The 21,791-nt window shown below is 71.5% G+C and carries 17 protein-coding genes and 4 tRNA genes; 12 read left to right on the forward strand and 9 right to left on the reverse strand.

The features are described from left to right. Positions 1-4 precede the first annotated feature (4 nt). Genes ORG17_RS08495 through csrA form a run of 4 tightly spaced genes read left to right on the forward strand, consistent with a single transcriptional unit; the run spans position 5 to position 4,472 of the window. Positions 5-1,198 carry an EscU/YscU/HrcU family type III secretion system export apparatus switch protein gene (locus tag ORG17_RS08495; RefSeq protein WP_035808276.1) on the forward strand — a complete coding sequence of 398 codons (1,194 nt, stop codon included), beginning with the start codon at positions 5-7 and terminating at the stop codon, positions 1,196-1,198. Then, the gene (locus ORG17_RS08500) at positions 1,195-3,249 is read left to right on the forward strand and encodes a flagellar biosynthesis protein FlhA (protein WP_027465543.1); all 2,055 of its coding nucleotides are present in this window, start codon (positions 1,195-1,197) and stop codon (positions 3,247-3,249) included. The genes ORG17_RS08495 and ORG17_RS08500 overlap by 4 nt, the downstream gene beginning before the upstream one ends. Then, entirely contained in the window at positions 3,224-4,189 is a 966-nt protein-coding gene (locus ORG17_RS08505; protein ID WP_214526959.1) for a hypothetical protein, read from the forward strand. Before ORG17_RS08500 ends, ORG17_RS08505 begins: the two co-directional genes overlap by 26 nt. 4 nt (positions 4,190-4,193) lie before the next feature. Continuing rightward, a complete protein-coding gene (gene csrA / locus ORG17_RS08510; protein WP_027465544.1) occupies positions 4,194-4,472 on the forward strand; it encodes a carbon storage regulator CsrA in 279 nt (92 codons plus the stop codon). A 90-nt stretch (positions 4,473-4,562) separates the two neighbouring features. On the opposite strand, the gene ORG17_RS08515 is transcribed toward csrA, so the two are convergent. Next, a complete protein-coding gene (locus tag ORG17_RS08515) occupies positions 4,563-6,701 on the reverse strand; it encodes an acyl-CoA dehydrogenase family protein (protein WP_214526960.1) in 2,139 nt (712 codons plus the stop codon). A 198-nt stretch (positions 6,702-6,899) separates the two neighbouring features. Here ORG17_RS08515 and ORG17_RS08520 point away from each other — a divergent pair, with 198 nt between their 5' ends. Then, positions 6,900-8,366 (forward strand): peptide MFS transporter, encoded by a 1,467-nt coding sequence (locus ORG17_RS08520; RefSeq protein WP_214526962.1) that lies wholly within the window; start codon positions 6,900-6,902, stop codon positions 8,364-8,366. A 166-nt stretch (positions 8,367-8,532) separates the two neighbouring features. Here ORG17_RS08520 and ORG17_RS08525 read toward each other — a convergent pair whose 3' ends face one another. From ORG17_RS08525 to ORG17_RS08545, 5 genes are all read right to left on the reverse strand, one after another. Continuing rightward, positions 8,533-8,820, reverse strand: coding sequence for a hypothetical protein (locus tag ORG17_RS08525; protein WP_214526964.1), 288 nt, complete (start codon positions 8,818-8,820; stop codon positions 8,533-8,535). Between the two features lie 979 nt (positions 8,821-9,799). Beyond that, entirely contained in the window at positions 9,800-13,168 is a 3,369-nt protein-coding gene (locus ORG17_RS08530) for an ATP-binding protein (protein ID WP_214526966.1), read from the reverse strand. Then, positions 13,165-13,953, reverse strand: a complete 789-nt coding sequence (locus ORG17_RS08535; RefSeq protein ID WP_214522518.1) for a DUF4194 domain-containing protein — start codon at positions 13,951-13,953, stop codon at positions 13,165-13,167. The genes ORG17_RS08530 and ORG17_RS08535 overlap by 4 nt, the downstream gene beginning before the upstream one ends. Beyond that, positions 13,950-15,515 carry a DUF3375 family protein gene (locus tag ORG17_RS08540; protein WP_214526968.1) on the reverse strand — a complete coding sequence of 522 codons (1,566 nt, stop codon included), beginning with the start codon at positions 15,513-15,515 and terminating at the stop codon, positions 13,950-13,952. Before ORG17_RS08540 ends, ORG17_RS08535 begins: the two co-directional genes overlap by 4 nt. A gap of 115 nt (positions 15,516-15,630) precedes the next feature. Then, positions 15,631-15,703, reverse strand: a tRNA-Val gene (locus ORG17_RS08545). Between the two features lie 215 nt (positions 15,704-15,918). Between ORG17_RS08545 and ORG17_RS08550 the strand changes: the two genes are divergently transcribed. The 4 genes from ORG17_RS08550 (at position 15,919) to ORG17_RS08565 (ending at position 16,775) form a co-directional block, all read left to right on the forward strand. Beyond that, a tRNA-Gly gene (locus tag ORG17_RS08550) sits at positions 15,919-15,990 on the forward strand. Positions 15,991-16,072: 82 nt separating this feature from the next. Next, positions 16,073-16,146 (forward strand) — tRNA-Cys (locus ORG17_RS08555). A 47-nt stretch (positions 16,147-16,193) separates the two neighbouring features. Next, positions 16,194-16,268 (forward strand) — tRNA-Val (locus tag ORG17_RS08560). 126 nt (positions 16,269-16,394) lie between these two features. Then, positions 16,395-16,775, forward strand: a complete 381-nt coding sequence (locus ORG17_RS08565) for a hypothetical protein (protein ID WP_214526970.1) — start codon at positions 16,395-16,397, stop codon at positions 16,773-16,775. A gap of 195 nt (positions 16,776-16,970) precedes the next feature. On the opposite strand, the gene ORG17_RS08570 is transcribed toward ORG17_RS08565, so the two are convergent. Then, positions 16,971-17,168: a hypothetical protein gene (locus tag ORG17_RS08570; protein WP_214526972.1), complete on the reverse strand. Its 198-nt coding sequence runs from the start codon at positions 17,166-17,168 to the stop codon at positions 16,971-16,973. 190 nt (positions 17,169-17,358) lie between these two features. On the opposite strand from ORG17_RS08570, the gene ORG17_RS08575 reads away from it, so the two are divergent. The 3 genes from ORG17_RS08575 (at position 17,359) to ORG17_RS08585 (ending at position 19,971) form a co-directional block, all read left to right on the forward strand. After that, entirely contained in the window at positions 17,359-17,541 is a 183-nt protein-coding gene (locus tag ORG17_RS08575) for a hypothetical protein (RefSeq protein ID WP_214526974.1), read from the forward strand. 166 nt (positions 17,542-17,707) lie between these two features. Further along, a complete protein-coding gene (locus tag ORG17_RS08580) occupies positions 17,708-18,841 on the forward strand; it encodes a YwqG family protein (protein ID WP_214526976.1) in 1,134 nt (377 codons plus the stop codon). 155 nt (positions 18,842-18,996) lie between these two features. After that, positions 18,997-19,971, forward strand: a complete 975-nt coding sequence (locus ORG17_RS08585; RefSeq protein ID WP_214526978.1) for a DUF6891 domain-containing protein — start codon at positions 18,997-18,999, stop codon at positions 19,969-19,971. Here the strand turns inward: ORG17_RS08585 and ORG17_RS08590 are convergent. Together ORG17_RS08590 and ORG17_RS08595 are read right to left on the reverse strand one after the other, a co-directional pair. Continuing rightward, on the reverse strand, positions 19,968-20,945 hold the full coding sequence (locus tag ORG17_RS08590) for a hypothetical protein (RefSeq protein ID WP_214526980.1): 978 nt from the start codon (positions 20,943-20,945) through the stop codon (positions 19,968-19,970). The two genes, ORG17_RS08585 and ORG17_RS08590, sit on opposite strands and share 4 nt — an antisense overlap. Before the next feature lie 300 nt (positions 20,946-21,245). Further along, positions 21,246-21,707, reverse strand: coding sequence for a hypothetical protein (locus ORG17_RS08595; protein WP_214526982.1), 462 nt, complete (start codon positions 21,705-21,707; stop codon positions 21,246-21,248). Between the last annotated feature and the right edge of the window lie 84 nt (positions 21,708-21,791).

The raw sequence follows: 21,791 nt of genomic DNA on the forward strand, positions 1-21,791 counted from the left end.
CGACGTGTCCGACAGCGGAGAACGTTCCGAACAGGCAACCCAGCAGCGGATGCGCGAGGTCCACGAGAAGGGCCAGATCGGTCGCTCGCAGGACCTCGGCGCGTGGATCGGGATCGCCGTCGCGGCGCTCATGATCCCGGCCGCGATCGGCAACGCCGCGGCCGCCGGACAGGACCAGCTCCTCGCCGTGCAGCGCGTCATCGAGGACCCCGAGCTCGGTGCCGTGCAGGCCCTGCTCGCCGATGCCCTCGGTTCGATGGGTGCGACCCTCGGCCCGATGCTCGCGGTCGTCGCGGTCGCGGTGCTCGCCGCCGCCGTCACCCAGGGCGGGGTGCACTTCCGCAAGATGACGCCGCAGCCCGACCACTTCGATCCGATCGCCGGACTGAAGCGCGTGTTCGGCACCCAGGCGCTCTGGAACGGGGCGAAGGCGCTGCTGAAGACCGCCGTCGTCGGGCTCGTCCTGTGGTTCGCGGTGCAGGGGCTCATGCCGGTCCTGATGACGAGCGGCTCGCTGCCGCTGTCGGCCGTGCTCGAGGCCGCCGCCGCCGGGTCCGGCACCCTGCTGCGCGCCGCGATCGTCGCCGGGCTCGTCCTCGCAGCCCTCGACGTGTTCGTGGTGATCCGCCGCAACCGGAAGCGCACGATGATGACCAAGCGCGAGGTCAAGGACGAGAACAAGCGGAGCGACGGCGACCCGCTGGTGAAGTCGCAGCGCCGCTCCCGTCAGCTCGCGATGAGCCGCAACCGGATGATCCAGGCCATCGGCACCGCGGACGTCGTGATGACGAACCCGACCCACTACGCCGTCGCGATCAAGTACGAGCCGGGGAAGTCCGCGCCCCGGGTGGTGGCGAAGGGGGCCGGCCCGGTCGCCGACGTGATCCGCGCCCGTGCCGAGGAAGAGCGGGTGCCGATCGTCCGCGACGTCCCGCTCACCCGGGCACTGCACGCCACGTGCGAGCTCGGGCACGAGATCCCCGTCGACCTGTACACGCCCGTGGCCCGCGTCCTGTCCTTCGTGATGGCGCTCAAGGCGCGCGGCACCGCGGCCGGCACGCACGCGCCGCCGCGGCCGACCACCCCGGACGAGGTCGCGAGCGTCATCGACCCCGCCACCCTGACCGGGGACCTCCGCCCCCGCAGGCTCCGCACACCGCGCACCGCAGAGAACCAGACCGAAGGACTCCCCGCATGAACCGCAAGGACCTGCCGAAGCTCGTCGTCCCGGTGTTCATCGTCGGCATCATCCTGCTGCTGATCCTGCCGGTGCCGTCGTTCCTGCTCGACTTCCTGATCATCATCAACATCCTGCTGGCGCTGGTGATCCTGCTCACGACGCTGTTCGTGAAGAAGCCGCTCGACTTCTCGGTGTTCCCGTCCCTGCTGCTCGTCGCGACGCTGTTCCGGCTCGGCCTCAACGTGGCGTCCACCCGGTTGGTGCTCGGCGAGGGCTTCGCCGGCGACGTCATCCAGGCGTTCGGCCACGTCGCCGTCTCCGGGTCGATCATCATCGGCGCAGTCATCTTCCTGATCCTCATCGTCATCCAGTTCGTCGTGGTGACGAAGGGTGCCGAGCGCGTCGCCGAGGTCGGGGCACGCTTCACCCTCGACGCGATGCCGGGCAAGCAGATGGCGATCGACGCGGACCTGAACGCCGGGCTGATCACCGACCAGGAAGCCAAGGAGCGCCGCGCCGCGGTGTCCGCCGAGGCCGACTTCTACGGCGCGATGGACGGTGCGTCGAAGTTCGTCAAGGGCGATGCGATCGCCGGCATCCTGATCATCATCATCAACCTGATCGGCGGCATCGCGATCGGCATGCTGCAGAACGGACTGTCCGCCACCGACGCCCTGTCGAAGTACGGCATCCTGACGATCGGCGACGGCCTGGTCACGCAGATCCCGGCGCTGCTCATGGCGGTCTCGACGGGCATGATCGTCACCCGGTCCGGCGCCGAGTCCGAGATGGGGTCCTCGGCCGCGACCCAGCTGTCGCAGTCGCGGAACGCCCTGATGATCGCCGGTGTCGCCGCGATCGCGATGGGCTTCATCCCCGGCATGCCGATCCTGCCCTTCCTACTCGTCGGCGCGACCCTGCTCTTCACGGGCTGGCGCATCGGCCGGAACGCCGCCCGGGCCGAGGCCGACGCCGCCCAGCAGCAGGCACTCGCGGCGGCGGCACCGACCGGCGACACCCCGGAGGACCTGCTCGAGCAGATGCGCGTGCACGCCCTCGAGATCCTGCTCGCCCCCGACCTGGTCGACATGGTCTCCGGCGCCTCCGACGACCTGCTCGGCCGGGTACGTGCCCTCCGCCGCAAGATCGCGATCGACATGGGGATCGTCGTCCCGCCGGTCCGCACCCGCGACTCGATCGACCTGCCGCCGTCGACGTACGCCATCCGGATCGCCGGCGTCGAAGCCGGTCGTGGCACCGCGCCCGCCCGCAGCGTCCTGGCGCTCGGCGACCACCTGGACGGCCTGCCCGGCACCTCCACCGTCGAGCCGGTGTTCGGCCTGACCGGCAAGTGGGTTCCCGCCGAACTGCGGCACGCCGCCGAGATGACCGGCGCGACCGTGATCGACCGGGTCTCGGTGCTCGTCACCCACCTGCAGGCGGTCATCGGCGACAACGCCGCGCGCCTGCTCACCCGCGAGGACGTCAAGGTCCTGACCGAGGGCGTCAAGCAGGTCAACCCCGCCGCGGTCGAGGAACTCGTGCCCGGCATGCTGTCGATGGCCGAGCTGCAGCGGGTGCTGCAGGGCCTGCTCGCCGAGCGCGTGCCGATCAACGACCTCGGCCGGATCTGCGAGGCCCTCACGCTCCGCGCCAAGGTGTCGACCGACCCCGAGGGGCTCGTCGAATCCGCCCGTGCGGCCCTCGGACCGGCCCTCGCCGCCCGGCACACCGACGCCGGCACCCTGCGCGTCATCATGATCGACCCGATGCTCGAGCAGTCGATGCTCGAGGGGCTCCGGCCGTCCGAGCAGGGCAGCCAGATCGTGCTCGACGCGCACCGCATCGAGCAGGTCCTGGGCTCCGTCCGCGACGCCGTGCGCTCCGTGGAGGACCAGGGGCTCTCCGCCGTCCTGGTCTGCGCCCCGCAGCTCCGCCCGGCCGTGCACCGCATGGTCGCCGCCCAGTCGAACGGGCTCCCGGTGCTGTCGTACCAGGAGGCCACCGCCGCGGGCTCCACCATCGAGACCGTGGGAGTGGTCCGTGCCGCCGACCCGATTGCAGCGTAGCGGCGCGACGCTCGAGTCCCTCCGCGACGCGGTCCGGACCGAGTTCGGCGCGGGTGCGCGGATCGTCGCGGCCGAACGCGTGACCACGCCGGGTTTCGGCGGGCTGTTCCGCAAGGCGCACGTCGAGGCCACCGTCGAGGTGCCGGAACCGGGGGACCAGCCCACCGCCCGGGTCCTCATCGCCGACTCGCCCGTGCAGCGCGTCGGCATCGCCGCGCTGCTCGCCGACGCCGAGGCAGCCGAGGCACGCATCGCCGGCACCGACGGCACCAGGGCGACGCGGGCCGACGCCTTCGCGTCGGTGCTCGACGGGTTCCAGGCGGACGGCATCACGCCGAGCGCCCCGCGCCCGACGCTCGCGCCGTCCGAGCCGGACGCGCCCACCGGGGTCGACCCGCGCCTCCAGGCCGCCGTCGACGCGCAGACGGTGGCGGACGCGCAGGCGGTGGCCGTCGCGCAGCCGGTCGTCGAGACCCGGTCGGGAGGCCCGTCCCACGTCCTCGACGCGCCCTCGCCTGCACCGGTGGGCCGGCCCACGGCCCCGACCGTGCGGTCCGCGGACGGTGACCTGGTGCTCCTGGTCGGGCGGCCGAACGACGTCGACGCGGCCGCCGGGCTCTTCGCGGTGCGGCACGCGCTCCGGCCGACGGACGCCGCCGACCGCCGTGCGGCGATCCTGGCGCGGGCCGACGGTGTCCGCGACGGGCACGCCGTGCTCGCCGTCGCCGCGTGGGACGACCGGGCGACCGGCGACGCGCTGCAGGCCGACCAGGTGTGGGTCGTGGTCGACGTCGGGCGGAAGCCCGCGGACTCGGCCGCGATGGTGTCCGCGGTGGCCTCGCGGCTGCCCGTGGTCGGCGTCGTGGCGATCGGTGCGGGGGAGACCGCCACGCCCGGGTCGGTGGACCTGCTGGGGCTCCCCGTCGTGTCGCTAGGCTGAACGGGTGCTGGTACTCACGCGGAAGGTCGGCGAGCGGATCCTCGTCGGCGACGACATCGTCATCACGGTGCTCGACTCCCGGGGCGACGGCGTCCGGATCGGCATCGACGCCCCGCGCGGCGTGAAGATCCAGCGCGAAGAGGTCGTGCGTGCGGTCGCCGAGGCGAACGCCGAGGCCGCCGCTGCCGGTGACGACGCCGAGGCGCAGCTGCGCGCGGCGCTCGGGGCTCGCGGCGGGGCGGCCGCGGGCGGCCAGGCTCCGCCGGAGCCGACCGACTCCTAGCGGCCGACACGGCCACGCCCGTCACGGGCGCGGCTGCACGCCCGTCACGGACGTGGCTGCACGTCCGTCACGGGCGCGGCCGCGTGTCCGTCACGGACGGGGCTTCTTCTCCTGTTCGGGCAGGCGGCCGGCGGCGGCCTCGGCCGCGAACCAGGCGCGTGCCTCGTCCTGCCGGGCCTGCTCGGCGCCGAGCGCGATCGGCGCCCGGACGTGACCGGGCTCGTAGCCGAAGGTCTCGATCAGCTGCGGCACGATGGGCCGGACCCGGGCGACGAGCCGGTCGATGTACGCCGACACCGCACGGGCCCGCTGCGCCGACAGCCGGCCGTGCAGCAGGTACCAGTCCAGGTGCTGCTCGAGCAGGCCGAGCGCGAACAGGTCGCGCAGCCACACCAGCACGCGTCGGGTGTCGCCCTCGGTGACCTCGTCGAGCGCCTCGGTGAAGGCGTCCCACTGCATGAGCTCGGCGTGCGCCTTCGACGCCTCGATGAGCTCGTGCTGCGAGCGGTTCAGCAGTCGTGCGGCGCGGGCTCGGTCCTTGCCGGCCGACGCCAGGCGCATGCCGATCTCGGCGACCATGGTGTCGACCCGACCGGCGAGCAGTTCGCGCTGCGTGCGAGGGTCCTGCAGGTCGGCGACGCTGGCGGCCAGGGACCCGCGGTCCGCCACGGTCTGGCCGAGGCGACGGATGCCGGACGCGTCGGCCAGCTTGGACGCCGCGACGGCCGCCACGAACTTCGCGGTGGACGCCGGGTCCTTCGGGGCCTTCGCACGGAACTCGGTGAGCAGGCGCTTGCCGACGAGCTGCAGCAGCACGGTGTTGTCGCCCTCGAACGTCACGTAGACGTCGAGGTCGGCGCGGAGCCCGGTCAGACGGTTCTCGGCGAGGAACCCGGCACCGCCGCAGGCCTCGCGGGCCTCCTGCAGGGTGTCGAGCGCCGACCACGTCGACATCGACTTGAACGCCGCGGCCTGGGTCTCCAGGTCCTCCCGGCGCTCCGGGGTGTCCTCGCGCCCGCTGAAGACGTCGTCGAAGGTGCGCAGGAGCTTCTCGTGCGCGAACGACTGCGCGAACACCGTCGCCAGGCGCGGGATGAGACGGCGCTGGTGCCGGCCGTAGTCGAGCAGCACGCCCTCGGTGCCGTCACCGGTGGGGAACTGCCGGCGCTGCATCGCGTACGTCAGGGCGATCTGCAGCGCGATCTTCTGCGCGACGACCGCGGCGCCGTCGAGCGACACCCGGCCCTGCACCAGGGTGCCGAGCATCGTGAAGAACCGGCGACCGGGCGAGGCGATCGGCGACGAGTAGGTGCCGTCCGCGGCGACGTCGCCGTAGCGGTTCAGCAGGTTCGTGCGGGGGACCCGGACGTGGTCGAACGCGAGCCGGCCGTTGTCGATGCCGTTCAGGCCGCCCTTGGGGCCGTCGTCCTCCCCGCTCACGCCTGGCAGGAACGCCCCCTCGGCGTCGCGGAGCGGGACGTAGAACGCGTGCACGCCGTGGTCGACACCGGCGGTCACGAGCTTCGCGAACACGACGGCGGCGTGCCCGTGCAGGGCAGCGTTGCCGATGTAGTCCTTCCACGCACCGCGGAACGGCGTGTGGATCTCGAACTCCTCGGTCGCGGGGTCGTACGTGGCCGTCGTGGCGATGCTCTGCACGTCCGAGCCGTGGCCGGTCTCGGTCATCGCGAAGCAGCCGGGGACCGCGAACGAGACGATGCCCGGCAGGAACTCGCGGTGGTTCGCCTCGGTGCCCAGGTGGTGCACGGCGGACCCGAACAGTCCCCACTGCACCCCGGCCTTGATCTGCATCGACGGGTCGGCGACGACGAGCTCCTCGAACGCCGCCAGGTTGCCGCCGTGGTTGTCCTGGCCGCCGAACTCGGCGGGGTAGGGACGCTGGATCGCCCCGGCGTCGACCAGGGTCCGGAGCTGCTCGAGCACGCGTGCCCGGTGCTCGGGGATCGGCTGGCCCTCGATCTTCTGCATCGCGGGGTCGAGCGCGAGCCGCCGGGAGATCCGGCGGTCCTCGGCCCAGCGTCCGAGCAGGAGCTCCTGCACCAGGTCGACGTCGATGCGGACGTCGGTGTCCGTGCCGGCGGTCGGGGTGCCCGCTGCCGGGTCGCCGGCGGCGTCGGCGTTCGGCGCGGCGTGCTGCGCGTCGACGTCCGGCGCGGTGTCGTTGCCGCTGGCGGGGGTGGTGCGCTGGGCGGGTGCGGTGTCGACCATGGGCGGAGTCCTCCTGAACTGCGGTGTCCGTGTTGCACCGTCCACGCTAGACACCGGTGCCGACAGTGGCGGGAACGCCGTGCGGGCCGCACAACCCCGTGTCGTCGGTGGCGTCACGAGGTCGTGGGAACCCTCCAAAGACATGAGCCGTGTTCGACGATTGGGCGTGCCCACCCGGCCAGGGGCAGACTGGCCGCCATGTCACGTACCACCCCCGCGGACCGCGAAGGCCGTCCCGGACGCACCTTCTTCGGGCAACCGTTCGAGCTCTCGACACCGTTCGCCGTGGAGCTCTGGGAGCGGTTCTCGTTCTACGGGATGCAGGGCATCGTCCTCATCTACATGTACTACACGGTCACGCAGGGCGGCCTGGGGATCGACAAGGGCATCGCCACCGGCATCATGGGTGCCTACGGCGGCGCGGTCTACCTGTTCACGATCATCGGGGCGTGGATCGCCGACCGGCTGATCGGTGCGGACCGGACCCTGTTCGGCAGCGCGATCGTCGTGATGCTCGGGCACATCGCCCTCGCGCTCATCCCCGGGGTGGCCGGGGTCGGGGTCGGCCTCGTGCTCATCGCGCTGGGCTCCGGCGGGCTCAAGGCCACCGCCACCACGATCGTCGGCGGCCTGTACAGCCGCGAGGACCCGCGCCGCGACGCCGGCTTCTCGCTCTACTACCTCGGCGTGAACCTCGGGGCGTTCTTCGGACCGCTGCTCACCGGGCTGCTGCAGAGCTCGCTCGGCTTCCACTGGGGCTTCGGCCTGGCCGCCGTCGGCATGGCGGCGGGCCTGGTGCAGTACGCGATCAGGCGGGGGAAGCTGCCCGAGGTCGTCCGCCACGTGGCGAACCCCGTCGACCGCCGCCGCCTGCCGCTCATCGGTGCCGGCGTCGTCGTCGCGCTCGTCGTCATCGTCGTCGCCGTGCTGACCGGCCTGCTCAACGTCGGCAACCTGCCCACCGTCGTGGTCGCGGTCGTCGTGCTGGCCACCATCGGATACTTCGTCGTGATCCTGTCGAGCGGCATCACCCGTGACGAGCGGTCGCGGGTCTTCGCGTTCATCCCGCTGTTCATCGGCAGCGCCGTGTTCTGGTCGCTCTACCAGCAGCAGTTCACCGTCGTGACGGTCTACTCCGACGAGCGCCTCGACCGCTCGCTGTTCGGGTGGGAGATACCGGTGTCGTGGGTGCAGTCGATCAACCCGGTCTTCATCATCGTGCTGTCCGGCGTCTTCGCGGCGCTGTGGACCAAGCTCGGCGACCGCCAGCCGTCCACCCCGACGAAGTTCGCCCTCGGCACCGGGATCATGGGGCTCGCGTTCCTGCTCTTCCTGCCGTTCACCGGTTCGGGCGAGAACGGCACACCGCTGCTGGCGCTCGTCGGCATCCTGCTGGTCTTCACGCTCGCGGAGCTGCTGCTCTCGCCGGTCGGCCAGTCCGTCGCCACGAAGCTCGCGCCGCCCAAGTTCCAGACGCAGATGGTCGCGTTGTTCTTCCTGTCGGTGTCGCTCGGCACCGCCGTCACCGGGGTGCTGTCCCGCTACTACGACCCGGCGAACGAGGCCCCGTACTTCACGATCCTCGGCCTGGTCGCCGTCGTGGTGGGCGTGGTCCTGCTGCTCCTGGCCAAGCCGGTGCTGCGGCTCATGCGCGGCATCCGGTAACCTGAGCGGAGCCACACGCCGACGCAACCAAGGAGTCACCACCCATGCTCGAACTCATCGCAGGGATCATCATCGGCGTCGGCGTCCTCGGTGGCGTCGGGTGCTGCATGGCCGTCGCGGCCATGATGAAGAGCGGCTCCGAGGAGTACTGAGTCCCTGACCCGGACTACTCGCCGTTGTCGGTCGTGACCGGCACCAGCTGACGACTCAGGACGGTCGCGCGCTCGAAGGGGCCGCGGCCGTCCTTCGTGTACACGGGCTCCTCGAACGCGACGGTCCACGTGCGCTGTGTCCCGCCGATCTGACTCCCGCCGGGAGCCACGATCACCCCGATCGGCTCGTCGGCCCACTGCTCGCCACCCCGATCGGTGTCGATGACCTGCACGAGGGCACCGATGCCGAGACCGGGAGCGTCGTCGGGGCGGGGACTGGGGGAGCGGCGGCGTCCGAACACGCCATCACCGTAGCGGCGCGTGGTCATGGAACGTCTGTGCGGCAGCTGCCGACACGCTGACGGCCTGGCCGCCGGGTGGTCAGGACACCCCGCCTGCGGCGCGTCGAACGGTCGCAGACCGTCGGCGGCAGCGCCGCCAGGCGACGGTTCGTGACCGCTCGGCGAACCTGAGCGGGGTGTTGCGACCGGCGGGACGACGGCCGGGAGGCCCGTGGCGCGCCCGCACCGCGCCTCCAGGCCGCCGGCGGTCGCGCCCAGAGCGCGGGCCGGGTGGTCAGGACACCCCGTCGACACCGCGTCGAGTGGTCACGAAGTGTCGGCTGCGCCGCCGCCAGGCGACGGTTCGTGACCCCTCGGCGAACCTGAGCGGGGTGTTGCGAGCGGCGGGGCAACGGCCGGGAGGCCCGTGGCGGACCCGCACCGCGCCTCCCGACCGCCGACGGTCGTGTCCAGGCCGCGGCCGGGTGGTCAGGACACCCCGCCTGCAGCGCCTCGAGTGGCCACGAACTGTCGGCTGCGCCGCCGCCATCCGACAGTTCGTGACCGCTCGGCGGACCTGAGCGGGGCGTTGCGACCGGCGGGACGACGGCCGGGAGGCCCGTGGCGGGCCCGCACCGCGCCTCCAGGCCGCTGTCGGTCGCGCCCAAAGCGCGGGCCGGGTGGTCAGGACACCCCGCCGACACCGCGCCGAACGGTCACGAACGGTCGGTTGCGCCGCCGCCAGGCGACGGTTCGTGACCGCTCGGCGGACCTGAGCGGGGTGTTGCGACCGGCGGGACGACGGCCGGGAGGCCCGTGGCGGGCCCGCACCGCGCCTCCAGGCCGCTGGCCGGGTGGTCAGGACACCCCGCCTGCAGCGCGTCGAACGGTCACGAACGGTCGGCTGCGCCGCCGCCATCCGACAGTTCGTGACCGCTCGGCGAACCTGAGCGGGGTGTCTCGACCAGCCGACACGCGCGACCACTCACCGCGGCCCGCGTCAGACGGCTGCCGGCTCCACCCGGGCGATCTCGGTGATGGACGAGTGGCCCGTCTCGGGGTGCTTGCGCATCGACAGGAGCCGCTCCATCGACGGCTCGAGCGCAGTGACCTTGTCGAGCGGCGCACTCACGACGAGCTGGAACCCGAGCCGGAGCCACGCGGTGACCGCACGGCCGGCGAACTCCGAGTCCGCCTTGATGAACGCCTCGTCGAGGAACACCGGCGCGAACCGGGGCCGGGGACGGGTCTCGTCACCGAGTTGGTAGCGCAGCGCGGCGCCGACGATGAACGCCACGAGTTCCTGCGTCTCGCCACCGGACTTGTCGCCGAGTGACGAGTACACGCCGAGGTCGTTGCCGTCGGTGTCGTACCGGACGGCCGTGATCTCCATGTGCCGGCGGACGTCGAGCACCGCGTCGCGCTGGGTGGTGCGGCCCCGGGCAGCGTCCGGGTCGGGCCGGATGACCGCCATGAAGCGCCGGAGCCGCCGGAACCGCGTCTCGAGCACGTCGTCGGTCAGCTCTGTGTCGACCGAGGCCGACAGGGCGCGGAGCTCACGGCGGAAGGCGGTGACGTCCTCGCGGGTGACCCGGCGGATCTGGATCTTCAGGCGGTCCCGGTTCGCGCCGAACGGCAGCTCCCGCAGGATCTCGTTGACCGGCTCGAGGCGCTCCTCGATCTCGACGACGGCGCGGTCGAAGGCGCCGGCGAGCGGAACGAGGTCCTCGCCGCTCCACTGCGACAGGCGTCGACGCCACTCGCTCCGACGCGCGTGCAGGCCGGTCGCCACGATCTGGTCGAGGATCGCGTGGTAGTCCGGGTACGACGCGACGCCGGTGCCGAGGTTCGGGTCGGGCCAGGCGTCCTGGTACCGCTGGAACGTCAGCGTCAACGAGGTCGAGGCTGCTGCGGCACCGTCGAGTGCCTGCGTGAGCCGCTCCTCGAGCCGGCGCTTCAGCCGTCGCGTGGCGTCGTCGAACCCGTCGACGCCGTCCGGGGCGCCGATCTCCTCGAAGGTCTCCTCGAGCAGGCGGGCCTGCTGGTCGTCCGGCAGCGAACCGGGCGAGGACTCGAAGCGCTCGAGGATCTCGGCGGCGGCGTCCTGGCCGTCGACGAGCACCGCGTGGCGCTCCTCGAGCCGCTCAACGGACAGTCGTGCGGCGGAGCGACGGTCGGCGGCCTCGTCGAGGGACTTCCGGAGCCGGGCGACCGAGGCCCGCAGCGTCCGGAGGCCGTCGTCGGCGGCGAGCAGCGCCTGCCGTTCCTCGTCGAGCCGGGCGAGGGACGTTCCCAGGCCGTCGACGTCGATCGCGGCCCACGTGGCGTCGACCACGTGCTGGTGCGCGGCGCGGAGCACGTCGAGCGCGGTGAGGTCCTGCGCGACGTCGGTGCGGCGGGCCTCGAGCGTGGCGAGGTCCTGCGCGATCGAGGCGAGCTCCTGCTCGACCGCGGCGACGCGGGCCTCGTTCGTGAAGCCGATGACGTTCGACTGGCGGCGGTCACCGTGCGCGCCACGACGGCCGTCACGCAGCTGCCCGGACTCGGTGACCCGGCGGCCACCACCGCCGAGGTCGGACGCCGAGGCGACACAGCGGGCGTCGGTGCGGTCGGACTCGATCCGCTCGCGCACCCAGGTGCTGAACGGCGACGGCTTGATGGCGAGCTTGCCGGACACCATCGCCGGGTCGCCGTCGAGGTCCAGGTGCGGGCCGGTCGGCACACCCTCGAACTGCACGCGGACGGGCAGGCGCAGTGCGTCGATCGCCTCGCTGAAGTCACCGAGGCGATCCTGGTCGACGAGCAGCGTGCGGGCGACGGGCGCCAGGACGGACTCGATGGCCGTGCGCCAGCGCTCCTCGCCGGGCAGCACGTCGAGCAGTTCCGCCACGAAGGGCAGTTCGGCCGGGTCGATGCCGGCGGCGCGGGCCATCGCGAGCCGGGCTTCGTGCATCGGCAGCGGCATGGCGCCCTGCCGGTGCTCGAGCGACTGGCGCTCCTGCCGCAGGGACCGTTCGCGGTCGAGGAGCGGGTACTCCTCGCGGGTGAGGGCGTCGCGGCGCTCGTCGAGGGCCGTGCGCGCGTCGGTGTACGACCCGAGGAACTCGTGCGAGCTGCGCTGTGCGGCGGTGAAGTCGGCCTCGGTCGCGACGGACGTGCCGAGCACCGCGGTGCGCTCGTCGAAGGTGCCACGGGTGCGGACCACGGCGTCGCGCTCACGGGTGAGCCGTTCGATGCGGTCCTCGAGCTGGGCGAGCGCGTTGCCGCCCTGGTCGCGGAGCCGGGCCTCGGCGTCGCGCAGCTCGATCTCGACGGCGGCGTGCCGGGCCTCGGCCGCGGCGACCTCGGCGCGCGATGCCGTGCGCTCCCGGGCGTTGCGCGAGACCTCGGCGTCGAGCAGGTCGCGCTTCCGCGAGGCCGTCCAGTGCGCGAACGGCGACACCTCGGCGCCGGTCGCGATGCCGTCCAGGGCCGCTGCGGCTTCGGTCGCGCGCGAGATCTCGTCGTGCAGGTCGGTGATGGGGGAGAGGATGCGGACCTTGCGCTCCTCGGTGTCCATCGCCTCGTACGCCTCGTCGAGGGCGGAGAAGTGTGCGAGGGCCCGGTCGGCCGCCTCGTACGTGCCGGGGGTCTCGAGCACGAGCGACTTGTACAGCGCGTCGACGGTCGGCAGGTGCTGGCCGGCCTGGATCCGGGCGAGCAGGCGCATCGCCCGGTTGCCGCCGCCGGAGTCACCGATGCCCAGCCGCGTCTGCAGCGTGTACGCGAGCTCCTGGTAGGTGTCGCGGATGACGAGCCCCGGAACGCGACCGGTCAGCTCGAGGTGGTGGAACCGCGACGGCACGAACTCCTCGAGCCGGCGCAGGTCGAAGGTGTCGTCGACCGTCGCCATGGTCATCTGGATGTCGCCGACCCCGCGGGCGCGCTTCGGCACGATGTACGCACGCAGCACCGTGAAGCGCCGCTCGTCGTCGTTCCGGAACGTGACCGCCGCAGCGCCCCAGGTGGTCTGGTCGTCGCCGCGCAGGTTCACGTCGCGCAGGCTGCCGGTCTCCGGGTCGCGCCGGGTGTCGACCTTGCCGCGCAGGTACGTGAGCAGGTTGCGCTGGTCGGCGCTGCGGGCGCGGCCGGTGGTGGCGTCGTTGGAGGCGCCGTTGAACGGCACGTCGGACGGCATCATCACGGCCAGGTAGGCGTCCATCAGCGTGGACTTGCCCGTGCCCGAGGCGCCGGAGATGAGCGTCGCCGTGCCGGACAGCTCGACCTGCCGGTGGCCGTGGAACCCACCCCAGTTGACGACCTGCATCGACTCGGCGCGCCACTGCGCGACCGTGTCGAAGAGCGCCGGGATCTCGAACGTGTCGGTCACGCTTCCGTCTCGCCTTCGTCGTCGGTGTCGGTCTCGGCTTCGCCGTCTGCCGGGAGGCCCGGGTCGTCCCCGTCGGTCGGCTCGCCACCCGGGGCGGTCGCCTCACCCTGCGCGGTGGTGGTCCGCAGCCAGGCGTCCAGTTCGAGCAGGCGCTCCAGGGGGAGCAGCACCTCGACGACGCTCGCCACCCGGAAACGGTCCGGGTCGGAGGTGCGGATCAGGATGCGTGCGGTCACGAGACGCTCGATCGCTTTGGCGACCCGGCCCTCGTCGCGGGTGCGGTCGGTCGCGGTCGCCGGACGGAAGCCCGCCACGTGCCCGAGGATCTCGGACCGGTCGACGACGACCTGGTCCGGGCCCGGTCGGGCGTCGGCGCGCAGGCGCATCCGCAGGTAGACGAGGACGATCGTCTCCTCGCGGGTGTACGGCAGGTCGCGGAGCAGGGTCGGGAACGTGCGGCGCTGGCTCTCCGACCGGGCCTGGCGCTTCCACGCGACCTCGCGGTCACGGTCGACGTGCAACTCGAGGAACAGGTCGTTCAGGCGGGACCGCAGCTGGTACTCGGCGTCGAGGACCGCACGCCACTCGTCGGGGTGCGTGCGGGAGCTGACGTACGAGTGCCGCAGCAGGGCCACCAGGGCGCGTCGCTGGTGCTCGTCGAGCCGGCCCTCGTCGCCCTCGAAGAGGGCGAAGCTGGACTCGTCACGCTCGTCGTCCTGCATCACGGATGCGGGGTCGTCGTAGGGGACCGTCTCGTCGACCGGTGCCGGCGTCGTGTCGCTCACCGTGCCTCCTGTGCGTTCTCGTCGTGTGCGTCGCCGACCGGAGTGCGCTCGTCGTCGAGCGCAGCGGTGGGCATGTGGAAGGTGATCGCGGTGCCGTCGGGGCGCACCGTGCGGTGCTCGGCGACGTGGGCGGCCGACTCGAAGTCGTCGCGCCCCGTCAGCAGGTGCGCGAGGCCGAAGAGCTCGACCGGTCGGCGCTGCTCGGGCGGCAGCCCGTGGAACGCATCGACGCTGGAGTCGGCCTCGGCGAAGCGGAGTGCCGCGCGCAGCTCGGTCAGGAGCGGCCCACCGTGCTTGCGGAGCATCTCGACGTCGAGGTCCTCGAAGACGTCGTCGTCGGGCTCCTCGATGGGCGGCGGCACGGACTCGGCGTCCGGGTCGTAGAAGCGCTCGCGCAGCGTGCCGACCTCGGCCGCCGCCGGCAGGAGCGGCAGCGGGATCCGGTCGCGTGCGCCGCCCTGGTCCATCAGGGTGGCGAGGCCGCGGTTGATCGAGCGGAGCACCGCGTCGAGCTCGCGGTCGCGCACCACGTCGTGGGCGACGATCTGGTCGCGGAGCGTGGCGGTGAGCTGACGGCGCTGGGCGAGGACGTCCTCGATGCCCTGGCGCAGGATCGTCACGGTGTTGCGGAAGGCCCGACGCTCGCCGGCTCCGAGGCCCTGCGCGAACGGGTGCGCCAGGATCGTCGCGATGTCGTCGCGGAGCCGCAGGAGCAGGGCGTCGTCGCGGAGGAGCTCGAAGGCACCCTCGAAGGCACGGCCCTCGGGCGTCGCTTCCATCAGGTTGTCCGTGCGCGCCAGGTAGTCGTCGAGGATCTCGCCGATCGGGCGGACCTCTTGCCGGAAGTCCTCGACGATCGAGCGGTGCATCGTCGCGACCGCTTCTTCCACGCGCTTGAAGTCGCTCGGCAGCTGCCGGATCAGGTCGGAGATGTTCGTGTACCCGTCGCGCATCCGGTCGTCGTCGACGGCCACGACGTCGTCGCCGTGCTCCAGGCGCTCCCGCTCGGCCTGCAGCTCGGCGATCTGGGCGTCGATCCGGCGGATCTGCACGTCGGGGTCGGGTTCGGCGCGGGCCGCCCACCGGTGCACCGCGTCCACGATCATCGCCAGCCGGCTCTCGCTGATCAGGGCGCGGTCGGCCGACAGGGCGTCGACGAGGCTCAGGGCCTCGAGGGCGTGGCTGGTCAGGGAGTACTGCTCGTCGCCGTCGGGGGAGTTCGAGCGGACGAGCCACTGGGCGCCGACCCACTCGCGGCACAGCGCCCGGCCGTTCGGGCGGGCCTCCTGCTCGCCCCCGGTCGGCTCGCTGTCGGTCTGCGCACTGGCTGCCGGCACCGCCTGGTCGCTGGCGGGCACGCGGGCACCCGCCGCCTGCAGGCGCGCGACGTGCTCCTCGACCTGCAGGTGCATGCGGTCGGCGGGGACGTACTGCACGTCGCGGTCGAAGACCGTGCGGAACACGGCGAGGACCGTGGCGCTGGTCGGCCGGGACATGAGCCGCAGGGTCGGACGGTCGAGGACCGCTCGGACCCGGGCGAACTCGAGGTCGACGTCGGTCATGCGCCCCTTCGTCCGATCGTGCTGGTGGTCTGGCCCGCGTGCTGCGGCCTGATGAGATGACAAGAGCCCGACGCTGCTGCGTCGGGCTCTTGTCGGTGGTGTTCGTGTTGCTCTGTGGGCGATACCAGACTCGAACTGATGACCTCTTCGGTGTGAACGAAGCGCGCTACCAACTGCGCCAATCGCCCCCTGCACTGTTCGTGCGGATCGATACTAGCGGAAGTCCGGCGGTGCATCGAACACATCGCGCGGCCCGGGTGTGGCGCGCTGCCCACAGGGGGTGTCGAACCGCCCCGATCCGCATGAACTCGGGGGACACGCCCGGTGAACGGGGAGGATTTTGGTGGAAGTGCCCCGGTGCGTATAGAGTTTACGTCGTCGCCGCGACAGCGGAACGACAAGTGCGGATGTGGCGCAGTGGTAGCGCATCACCTTGCCAAGGTGAGGGTCGCGAGTTCGAATCTCGTCATCCGCTCGAGTGTGGGTCTTCTCGAAGGCCCGCGACTCACCAGAGGGTATCCCACCGTTCGGGTACTCACGGAGACGTGAACCTCGATGGTGGGGTGGCCGAGAGGCTAGGCAGCGGCCTGCAAAGCCGTCCACGCGGGTTCGAATCCCGTCCCCACCTCCAGATCCACCCTCCAAGACCTTGATGGACTCCGGTCCACGCAGGGACTTGGGCGATTGGCGCAGCGGTAGCGCGCTTCCCTGACACGGAAGAGGTCACTGGTTCGATCCCAGTATCGCCCACCACCACGAAGCCCCCGGCAGGACCACCAGGTCCGGCCGGGGGCTTTCTGCTTCGTTCCGGTCTGCTCGCCGTTCCTAGTCCGCCAGGACCGCGATGCTCCGTGGACCCCGCCCGGTACGGTGGTGGTCATGCAGATCGGCCGGAGGTGGAAGCGTGCCCGACGCGCGACCACGCCGGTGCTGTTCCACAAGGTCTGCGAGTGGCAGCGGAACGATCGGGACCCCGGCGACGTCGTCACCGAACGAGGAGTCTGGCTGGCGTTCACCGCGCGCCGAGTCGCGGTCTACGAGTTCGACGGCCGTGACACCCACGCTTCAGTGCATCAACCGGACGAGCTGCTCGACCCGCAGTGGCAGGAGAAGATCGACGAGGCGCCGGCAGCGTGGCTCCTGACGCACCTGGAACGATTCGCGAGCGGAGTGGACGTCCGCCGGGCGGTGTTGGACGACTACGCCCTCCGGCACGGTGGCGGATCACCGCCGACCATCGAGTGGGCGATCCGGCTGTAGCGACGGCGTTCCCTCGAGGCCGACCGGGATGGCCCAGACCGAGCCGATTATCCGGCGCCTCAACAGTGCTGAGATCCCGGGGTCGATCGGTTGATCGGTCGGGTCAGACTCCGTCGGGCGCTGCCTGTGGGGTCTCGCCGGGGCGGACCTGCGAGCCTTTCGTCGTTCCCGTTCCCGTTCCCCGCCCCGCGCCGCTCAGCTGACCGGGTTCCGGCGCAGCAGGAACGTGCCTGCCTCGACGGCCGCACGGACCGCGGTGAGTGTCTCCGAGGGTGCGTGTCCCGTCGTGTCGATCACGTGGTGTTCGAGCGGCCGGAGCGCGGAGAACTGCTCCCGCATCGCGAGGATCGGCGCCTCGTCGACGAGGGCGTCCGGAAGTGGTGCAGCATCCACGGCCCGACGATGCCGTCGACGACGACCACGAACCCGGGAACGAAGCAGCGGCCGCCGCAGCGTCCATGAGCTCGGAGGCGAGCCGCTGCCACGAGCCCGCACACGGGGTCGTCGGAGGTCGGACACGCGCGACGTTGGCGGTGCAGCCCGTGGTCGGCCAGGGTGGGCAACGGCGTGCCTGTGCCCTCCGATGGCCGACTCCACCGCAGCAGAAGCGGCCAGCATCCGCATCGCCACCGAGCAGGCGACCACCGGCCGGCCCCACCGCGTCGTCACCGACTGCCGCACAGTGCTGGCGCTCCTGCACGTCGCCGCCCGCGACGACGTGCAACGCGGTCCCCGCCTGATCCCGCTGCATCTGGCGGTACCGTGAGCGCAGAGCACTCTCGGGGGAGCAGCATGAGCACGTACCGTCCACACCGACACCGTCCGTCCGCCGGTGTCCTCACCGGTGCAGATGCCGTCGCATCGTTCGTCGGCGGGGCGGTCATCGGCGTCGTCTCGTCTCTCACGCTCGGTCCCCGCCGTTGACAGCGGACATGCCGGCGGACGTCATCGTCGACACCAGCGCCGCTGCCGCGGTGCGCACCCCGCCGGGGCTGCAGGTGTTCGGCGCCGTCTACACGCTCGTGTACACGTTCGGCGTCATCGCCTACATCGCCATCTCCGTTTACTACGACGCGTTCGACTACCGCAGTCAGAGGGAGTCGTCCCTCCTCGCGGCCGCGTGGGTGCTCCCGTTCCCCATCGTCGCGCACCTGCTCCATCTCGTCCTGTACCGGAGCGGCCGCCAGCGCCGGCAGGCGACTGCTCGGCGAACCGCAACCCGAGTCGTCGCCGAGGCAACTGCCGCCGGTTACCCACCCCTGGACGCCTGGCAGGTCGAGCGGATGCTCCTTGCGGAGGACAACGGTCCTGCCCCGTTCACCGGGACAGGGAAGGAGCCGTACCGGTCCCTCCTGCGATGGGACCTCCCGACCGACGATCCGTCGTTCGTCGTGACCGCCGTCCGCAGCGGCACGCCGGAGAGCATCCGCCTCAGCGCGGCGTCCTCGTCAACCCGGGGTCATGGCGCTGCCGCAGCGCACCGAGCCCGAGCCGGTCTTCGGCTCCTCGGCGCGTACCGGTCGGACCTCACCGCGCCGTTGGTGTCCTCGCGGCTCGGCGGGCTGCCCGCCGTTCACGATGGATTCGACTGGCCGACCTGCGCTGAACACGACGAGCCGATGCAGTTCACCGCGCAGCTCGAGTACGACGGCAGCCTCATCCTCGTCTTCATCTGCCAGGCAGACCCGGGCTCGTGCCCGTCCTGGGACCCGGACGCCGGGTCCAACGCTGCCATCGTCGTCGGTGGACGCGAGCTGCACCCGGCCGGACGACCGGCATCACCGTCCGGCACCGCCGTGCTCACCGGTGAACCATGGCTCCTCGGCGTGCACCAGGCAGGGGCGGATGACTACTCCGACGCGTTGATCGAAGCGCGCGCCGACGGTGTCACCGTCGCCGGCCAGTGGGGCGGGAACCCGGCGTGGATCCAGAACGACGAGACGCCGGACGGATACCGGTTCGTCGCGATGCTCGACGAGGACCCCCTCGGCTCGAACTTCGGCGGAGGGTCCGCGTACGTCTTCGCCGACGGCCACGGTCACGCGAAGGTCCTCACGCAGACGTAGGCCGCGATCCGCACGGTTCCGCGAGCATCCTCGTCTGCCTGAGCCCGCCGTGGTCCGCGTCCTGCCGGCGCAGGACCTCGAACTGCTGCACCACCACACGCCCGGACCGGTACGCGTCCGGGCGGCGTGACACCGTCGCCGCATAGGATCCGTCCGTGGGGATCTTCGACAGGTGGCGGCGGCGGAAGCCGGACGACAGCATCGACCAGACCGAGTACGACATCCTCGACGAGGTTGCACCCGACGAGCAGATGATCGACGAAACGGTCACCGAGCAGATGCTGCCCGGGTTCCGCCGCTTCGACGACATCGTCGAAACAGTCATCGAATGGTACGAGGACGACGCACCGGACCTTGACGAGCTCCGCCGCACTGTCCTCGAGCGCACCCGACTCATGTGGGATGCACGCCGGACAGAGGAAGCAAACTGGGACTGGCGCAGCAGCCAGTACGACCGTCTCCGGTTCGCCTTCGCGGAGCTCGCCCGCGACGGCTTCGTCACCGGTATGAACCTCGGCGTCGACCAGAGCGACGGGTTCCTGGAAGCACGTGACCGGAGGACCCCGGACGAGACAGCACCCGACGGACACCGAGAGTGGGCGTACGTCTACTTCCACGAGCAGGACACGGACGGGCTCGCCCTGCACCGGTGCGTTCTCCGCCTCGCGTACGGGTCGTTCCGCCCAGCACCTGACATCGATCCCGACCTGGTCGCGAAGTCGATGCTCTCCACCCGAGGTGAAGCAGCCGTCAACGAACGGTCCCAGCTGACCGCCGGTGAGCGGGTCGCCAGCGTCCTCACCGACCGAGGGTTCGACATCGACTGGGACGGCACCCCCAGCAAGCGCATCGGCGTCGTCATCGACCAGTGGCGGAAACCACTGCCGTTCACCGACCTGGACGAAGCCCGCGCGGTGGTCGCCAACGAACGCCTGCGCGTCCTCTGGCCCGGCGAGCGGGGGACCGCCGACGCGGCAGCGCTTGACGAAGAGGACGGCCGCTGGCACGTCTGGGCAACCGACGAGAAAGCCGGCGCCTGGTCCGACGGCTCCTGGCACGACGACGTCGGCGACGCACTCGACCGGTTCATCAGCACCGCCCGGTTGAACCAGCGACGTCCGCTGCGCTAGCTTCGGCGTGCTCGCGCTGCAGCGCGACCCCACAGCGCAGCAACGCTGACGAGGACGACTCCTCCGGCGACGGTTGCCCACGGCATGCTGTCGGAGAACATGCCGACGATGAGCCACGTCACGACTGCGAACGTCACCGCGATCGCTACTGCCCAGTGCCACGGCCACACGTTCGCCTGCGCTCGGGCTTTCCGAGCTGCGACCTGCCAGAGGTCCTCACCACGGGTCCCGTAGCGGCCGGCCCACTGCCGCTCGTTGATCCACGAAGGTCTCGGCACCCGAGGCGTCTCCGCCTGACGGTCGACGCGTGCATCGTGCGGCGCAGATGGTGCCGCCCGGCTCGGAGCCGGCAACGGCACCGGTTCGTCACGCGGCAACGAAGACCCGCCGTACATCCATTCACCACCGAGCAGGAACGACCGGCCTGGCTCGTCTGCTGCCGCTGCCCGGTGGAAGTCGGACACCCGACCCTCAGCGGTCCGTCGAGGGTCGTCCCATTGGTCCGCGTCAGCGAGGACGTCGGCGACGTACCGGCTGAGTTCCGTTTCATCGCCCCACGACGCCGTGACCAGCTCATCGAGCTGCAGTCGGATGACGGGGTTCGTTGTCCGCTCCGCCACCGAGGTGACATCCGAGAGGAACCGATTCGCGGGCTCAGCGAACTCCGGCCACACGGCGACCACCGCTGGCAGCCGCGTTCGGAACGCCTCAGCAGCGGTGGACCAGGGCACGACGGCATCGGTGAGGCCCGGGCTCTCGTCTTCACCAGCTGCAAGCGCTGCGAGGAGCCGGTCAGCGTGCGCTGCGAACCAGGGTTCGGGGACGAACCCCATCCACAGGAACGGCAGGAGCCACTGCACTTCCCACTCACCGGTGACCGCGTCCAGGTCGACCTCCCCGGCGTGAACAGCCGGGTCGGCTCCCACCATCGGCGACGAAGCGGCCAGCACGTTCAGCATCACGGAGTTCCCCACGAACCGACCCTATCGACCGGTCGGAAGTGGCCGTCGCCACCTCAGACGAACTCGAGTTCACCCACCGGAAAGACGTGTGCCACCTGCAGGGCGTTACCGACGCCAGTCGATCGGGACTTCCGAGCGGCGGGTCCACGACGGGAGCCGCCCGGGCGAGCACCGTGTGCTGTCCGAGCATGTCCTGTACGAGCCGCACCTGTACGCCAGCGGACATGGTCAGGTTCGCCGCCGTGTGGCGCAGGTCGTGCGGCCGTCGCTCCCTGTGCCGCCGAGTTCCGACGGGCGCTGGTCGTGGTCCGGCTATGCCCCGGCGTCTTCGACGGCGTCCGCCGGTGTCGGCTCTGCCGTCATCCTGGTGCGGTCGAGCCGCCACCGCGCGATCGCTGCGGCGATGCCGGCGGCTGCGGAGGCGATGAGCGGCCACGTCCAGATGTCGTCCCCATCGTTCATGACGAGGAAGAGCGCGAAGGATGCCGCCGCGAGTGCGCCGGCGAGCAGTGAGTGTGCGACGGCGTGGACGAGGCGGCTCCGGACTCGCATCAGCGCTCGGCTGAGTCCGTGGGAGAAGGGGATGGAGGCGATGCCGCCGATGGCCGCTCCGATGCCGGTGAAGACGAGCGAGGCCGGAACGAAGAGGGAGAGGGCGATGGGGTTCCACCACGCAACGGCGATGACGGTGGCGACCGGCGCGGTGATGAGCGTCATCCACAACCAGCTCTTGACGATGAGCTCGGTGGTCTCGGCCACAGTCCACGGTTTCATGCCACCCATGATGCGTCGCGGTCGCTGACGATTCGTCAACGACATGTCGATCGAGACCGAACAGTGAGGGTTCCGGCAGGCTTG

It is taken from the genome of Curtobacterium flaccumfaciens pv. betae, from assembly GCF_026241855.1.
Taxonomy (GTDB): Bacteria; Actinomycetota; Actinomycetes; order Actinomycetales; family Microbacteriaceae; genus Curtobacterium; species Curtobacterium flaccumfaciens.

Bases quoted from the DNA above. Each gene is read 5' to 3' on its own strand.
- ORG17_RS08500 (WP_027465543.1), top strand. From the start codon at position 1,195: ATGAACCGCAAGGACCTGCCGAAGCTCGTCGTCCCGGTGTTCATCGTC.
- ORG17_RS08515 (WP_214526960.1), bottom strand. From the start codon at position 6,701: ATGGTCGACACCGCACCCGCCCAGCGCACCACCCCCGCCAGCGGCAAC.
- ORG17_RS08520 (WP_214526962.1), top strand. From the start codon at position 6,900: ATGTCACGTACCACCCCCGCGGACCGCGAAGGCCGTCCCGGACGCACC.
- ORG17_RS08540 (WP_214526968.1), bottom strand. From the start codon at position 15,515: ATGACCGACGTCGACCTCGAGTTCGCCCGGGTCCGAGCGGTCCTCGAC.
- ORG17_RS08565 (WP_214526970.1), top strand. From the start codon at position 16,395: ATGCAGATCGGCCGGAGGTGGAAGCGTGCCCGACGCGCGACCACGCCG.
- ORG17_RS08575 (WP_214526974.1), top strand. From the start codon at position 17,359: ATGGCCGACTCCACCGCAGCAGAAGCGGCCAGCATCCGCATCGCCACC.
- ORG17_RS08580 (WP_214526976.1), top strand. From the start codon at position 17,708: ATGCCGGCGGACGTCATCGTCGACACCAGCGCCGCTGCCGCGGTGCGC.
- ORG17_RS08595 (WP_214526982.1), bottom strand. From the start codon at position 21,707: ATGAAACCGTGGACTGTGGCCGAGACCACCGAGCTCATCGTCAAGAGC.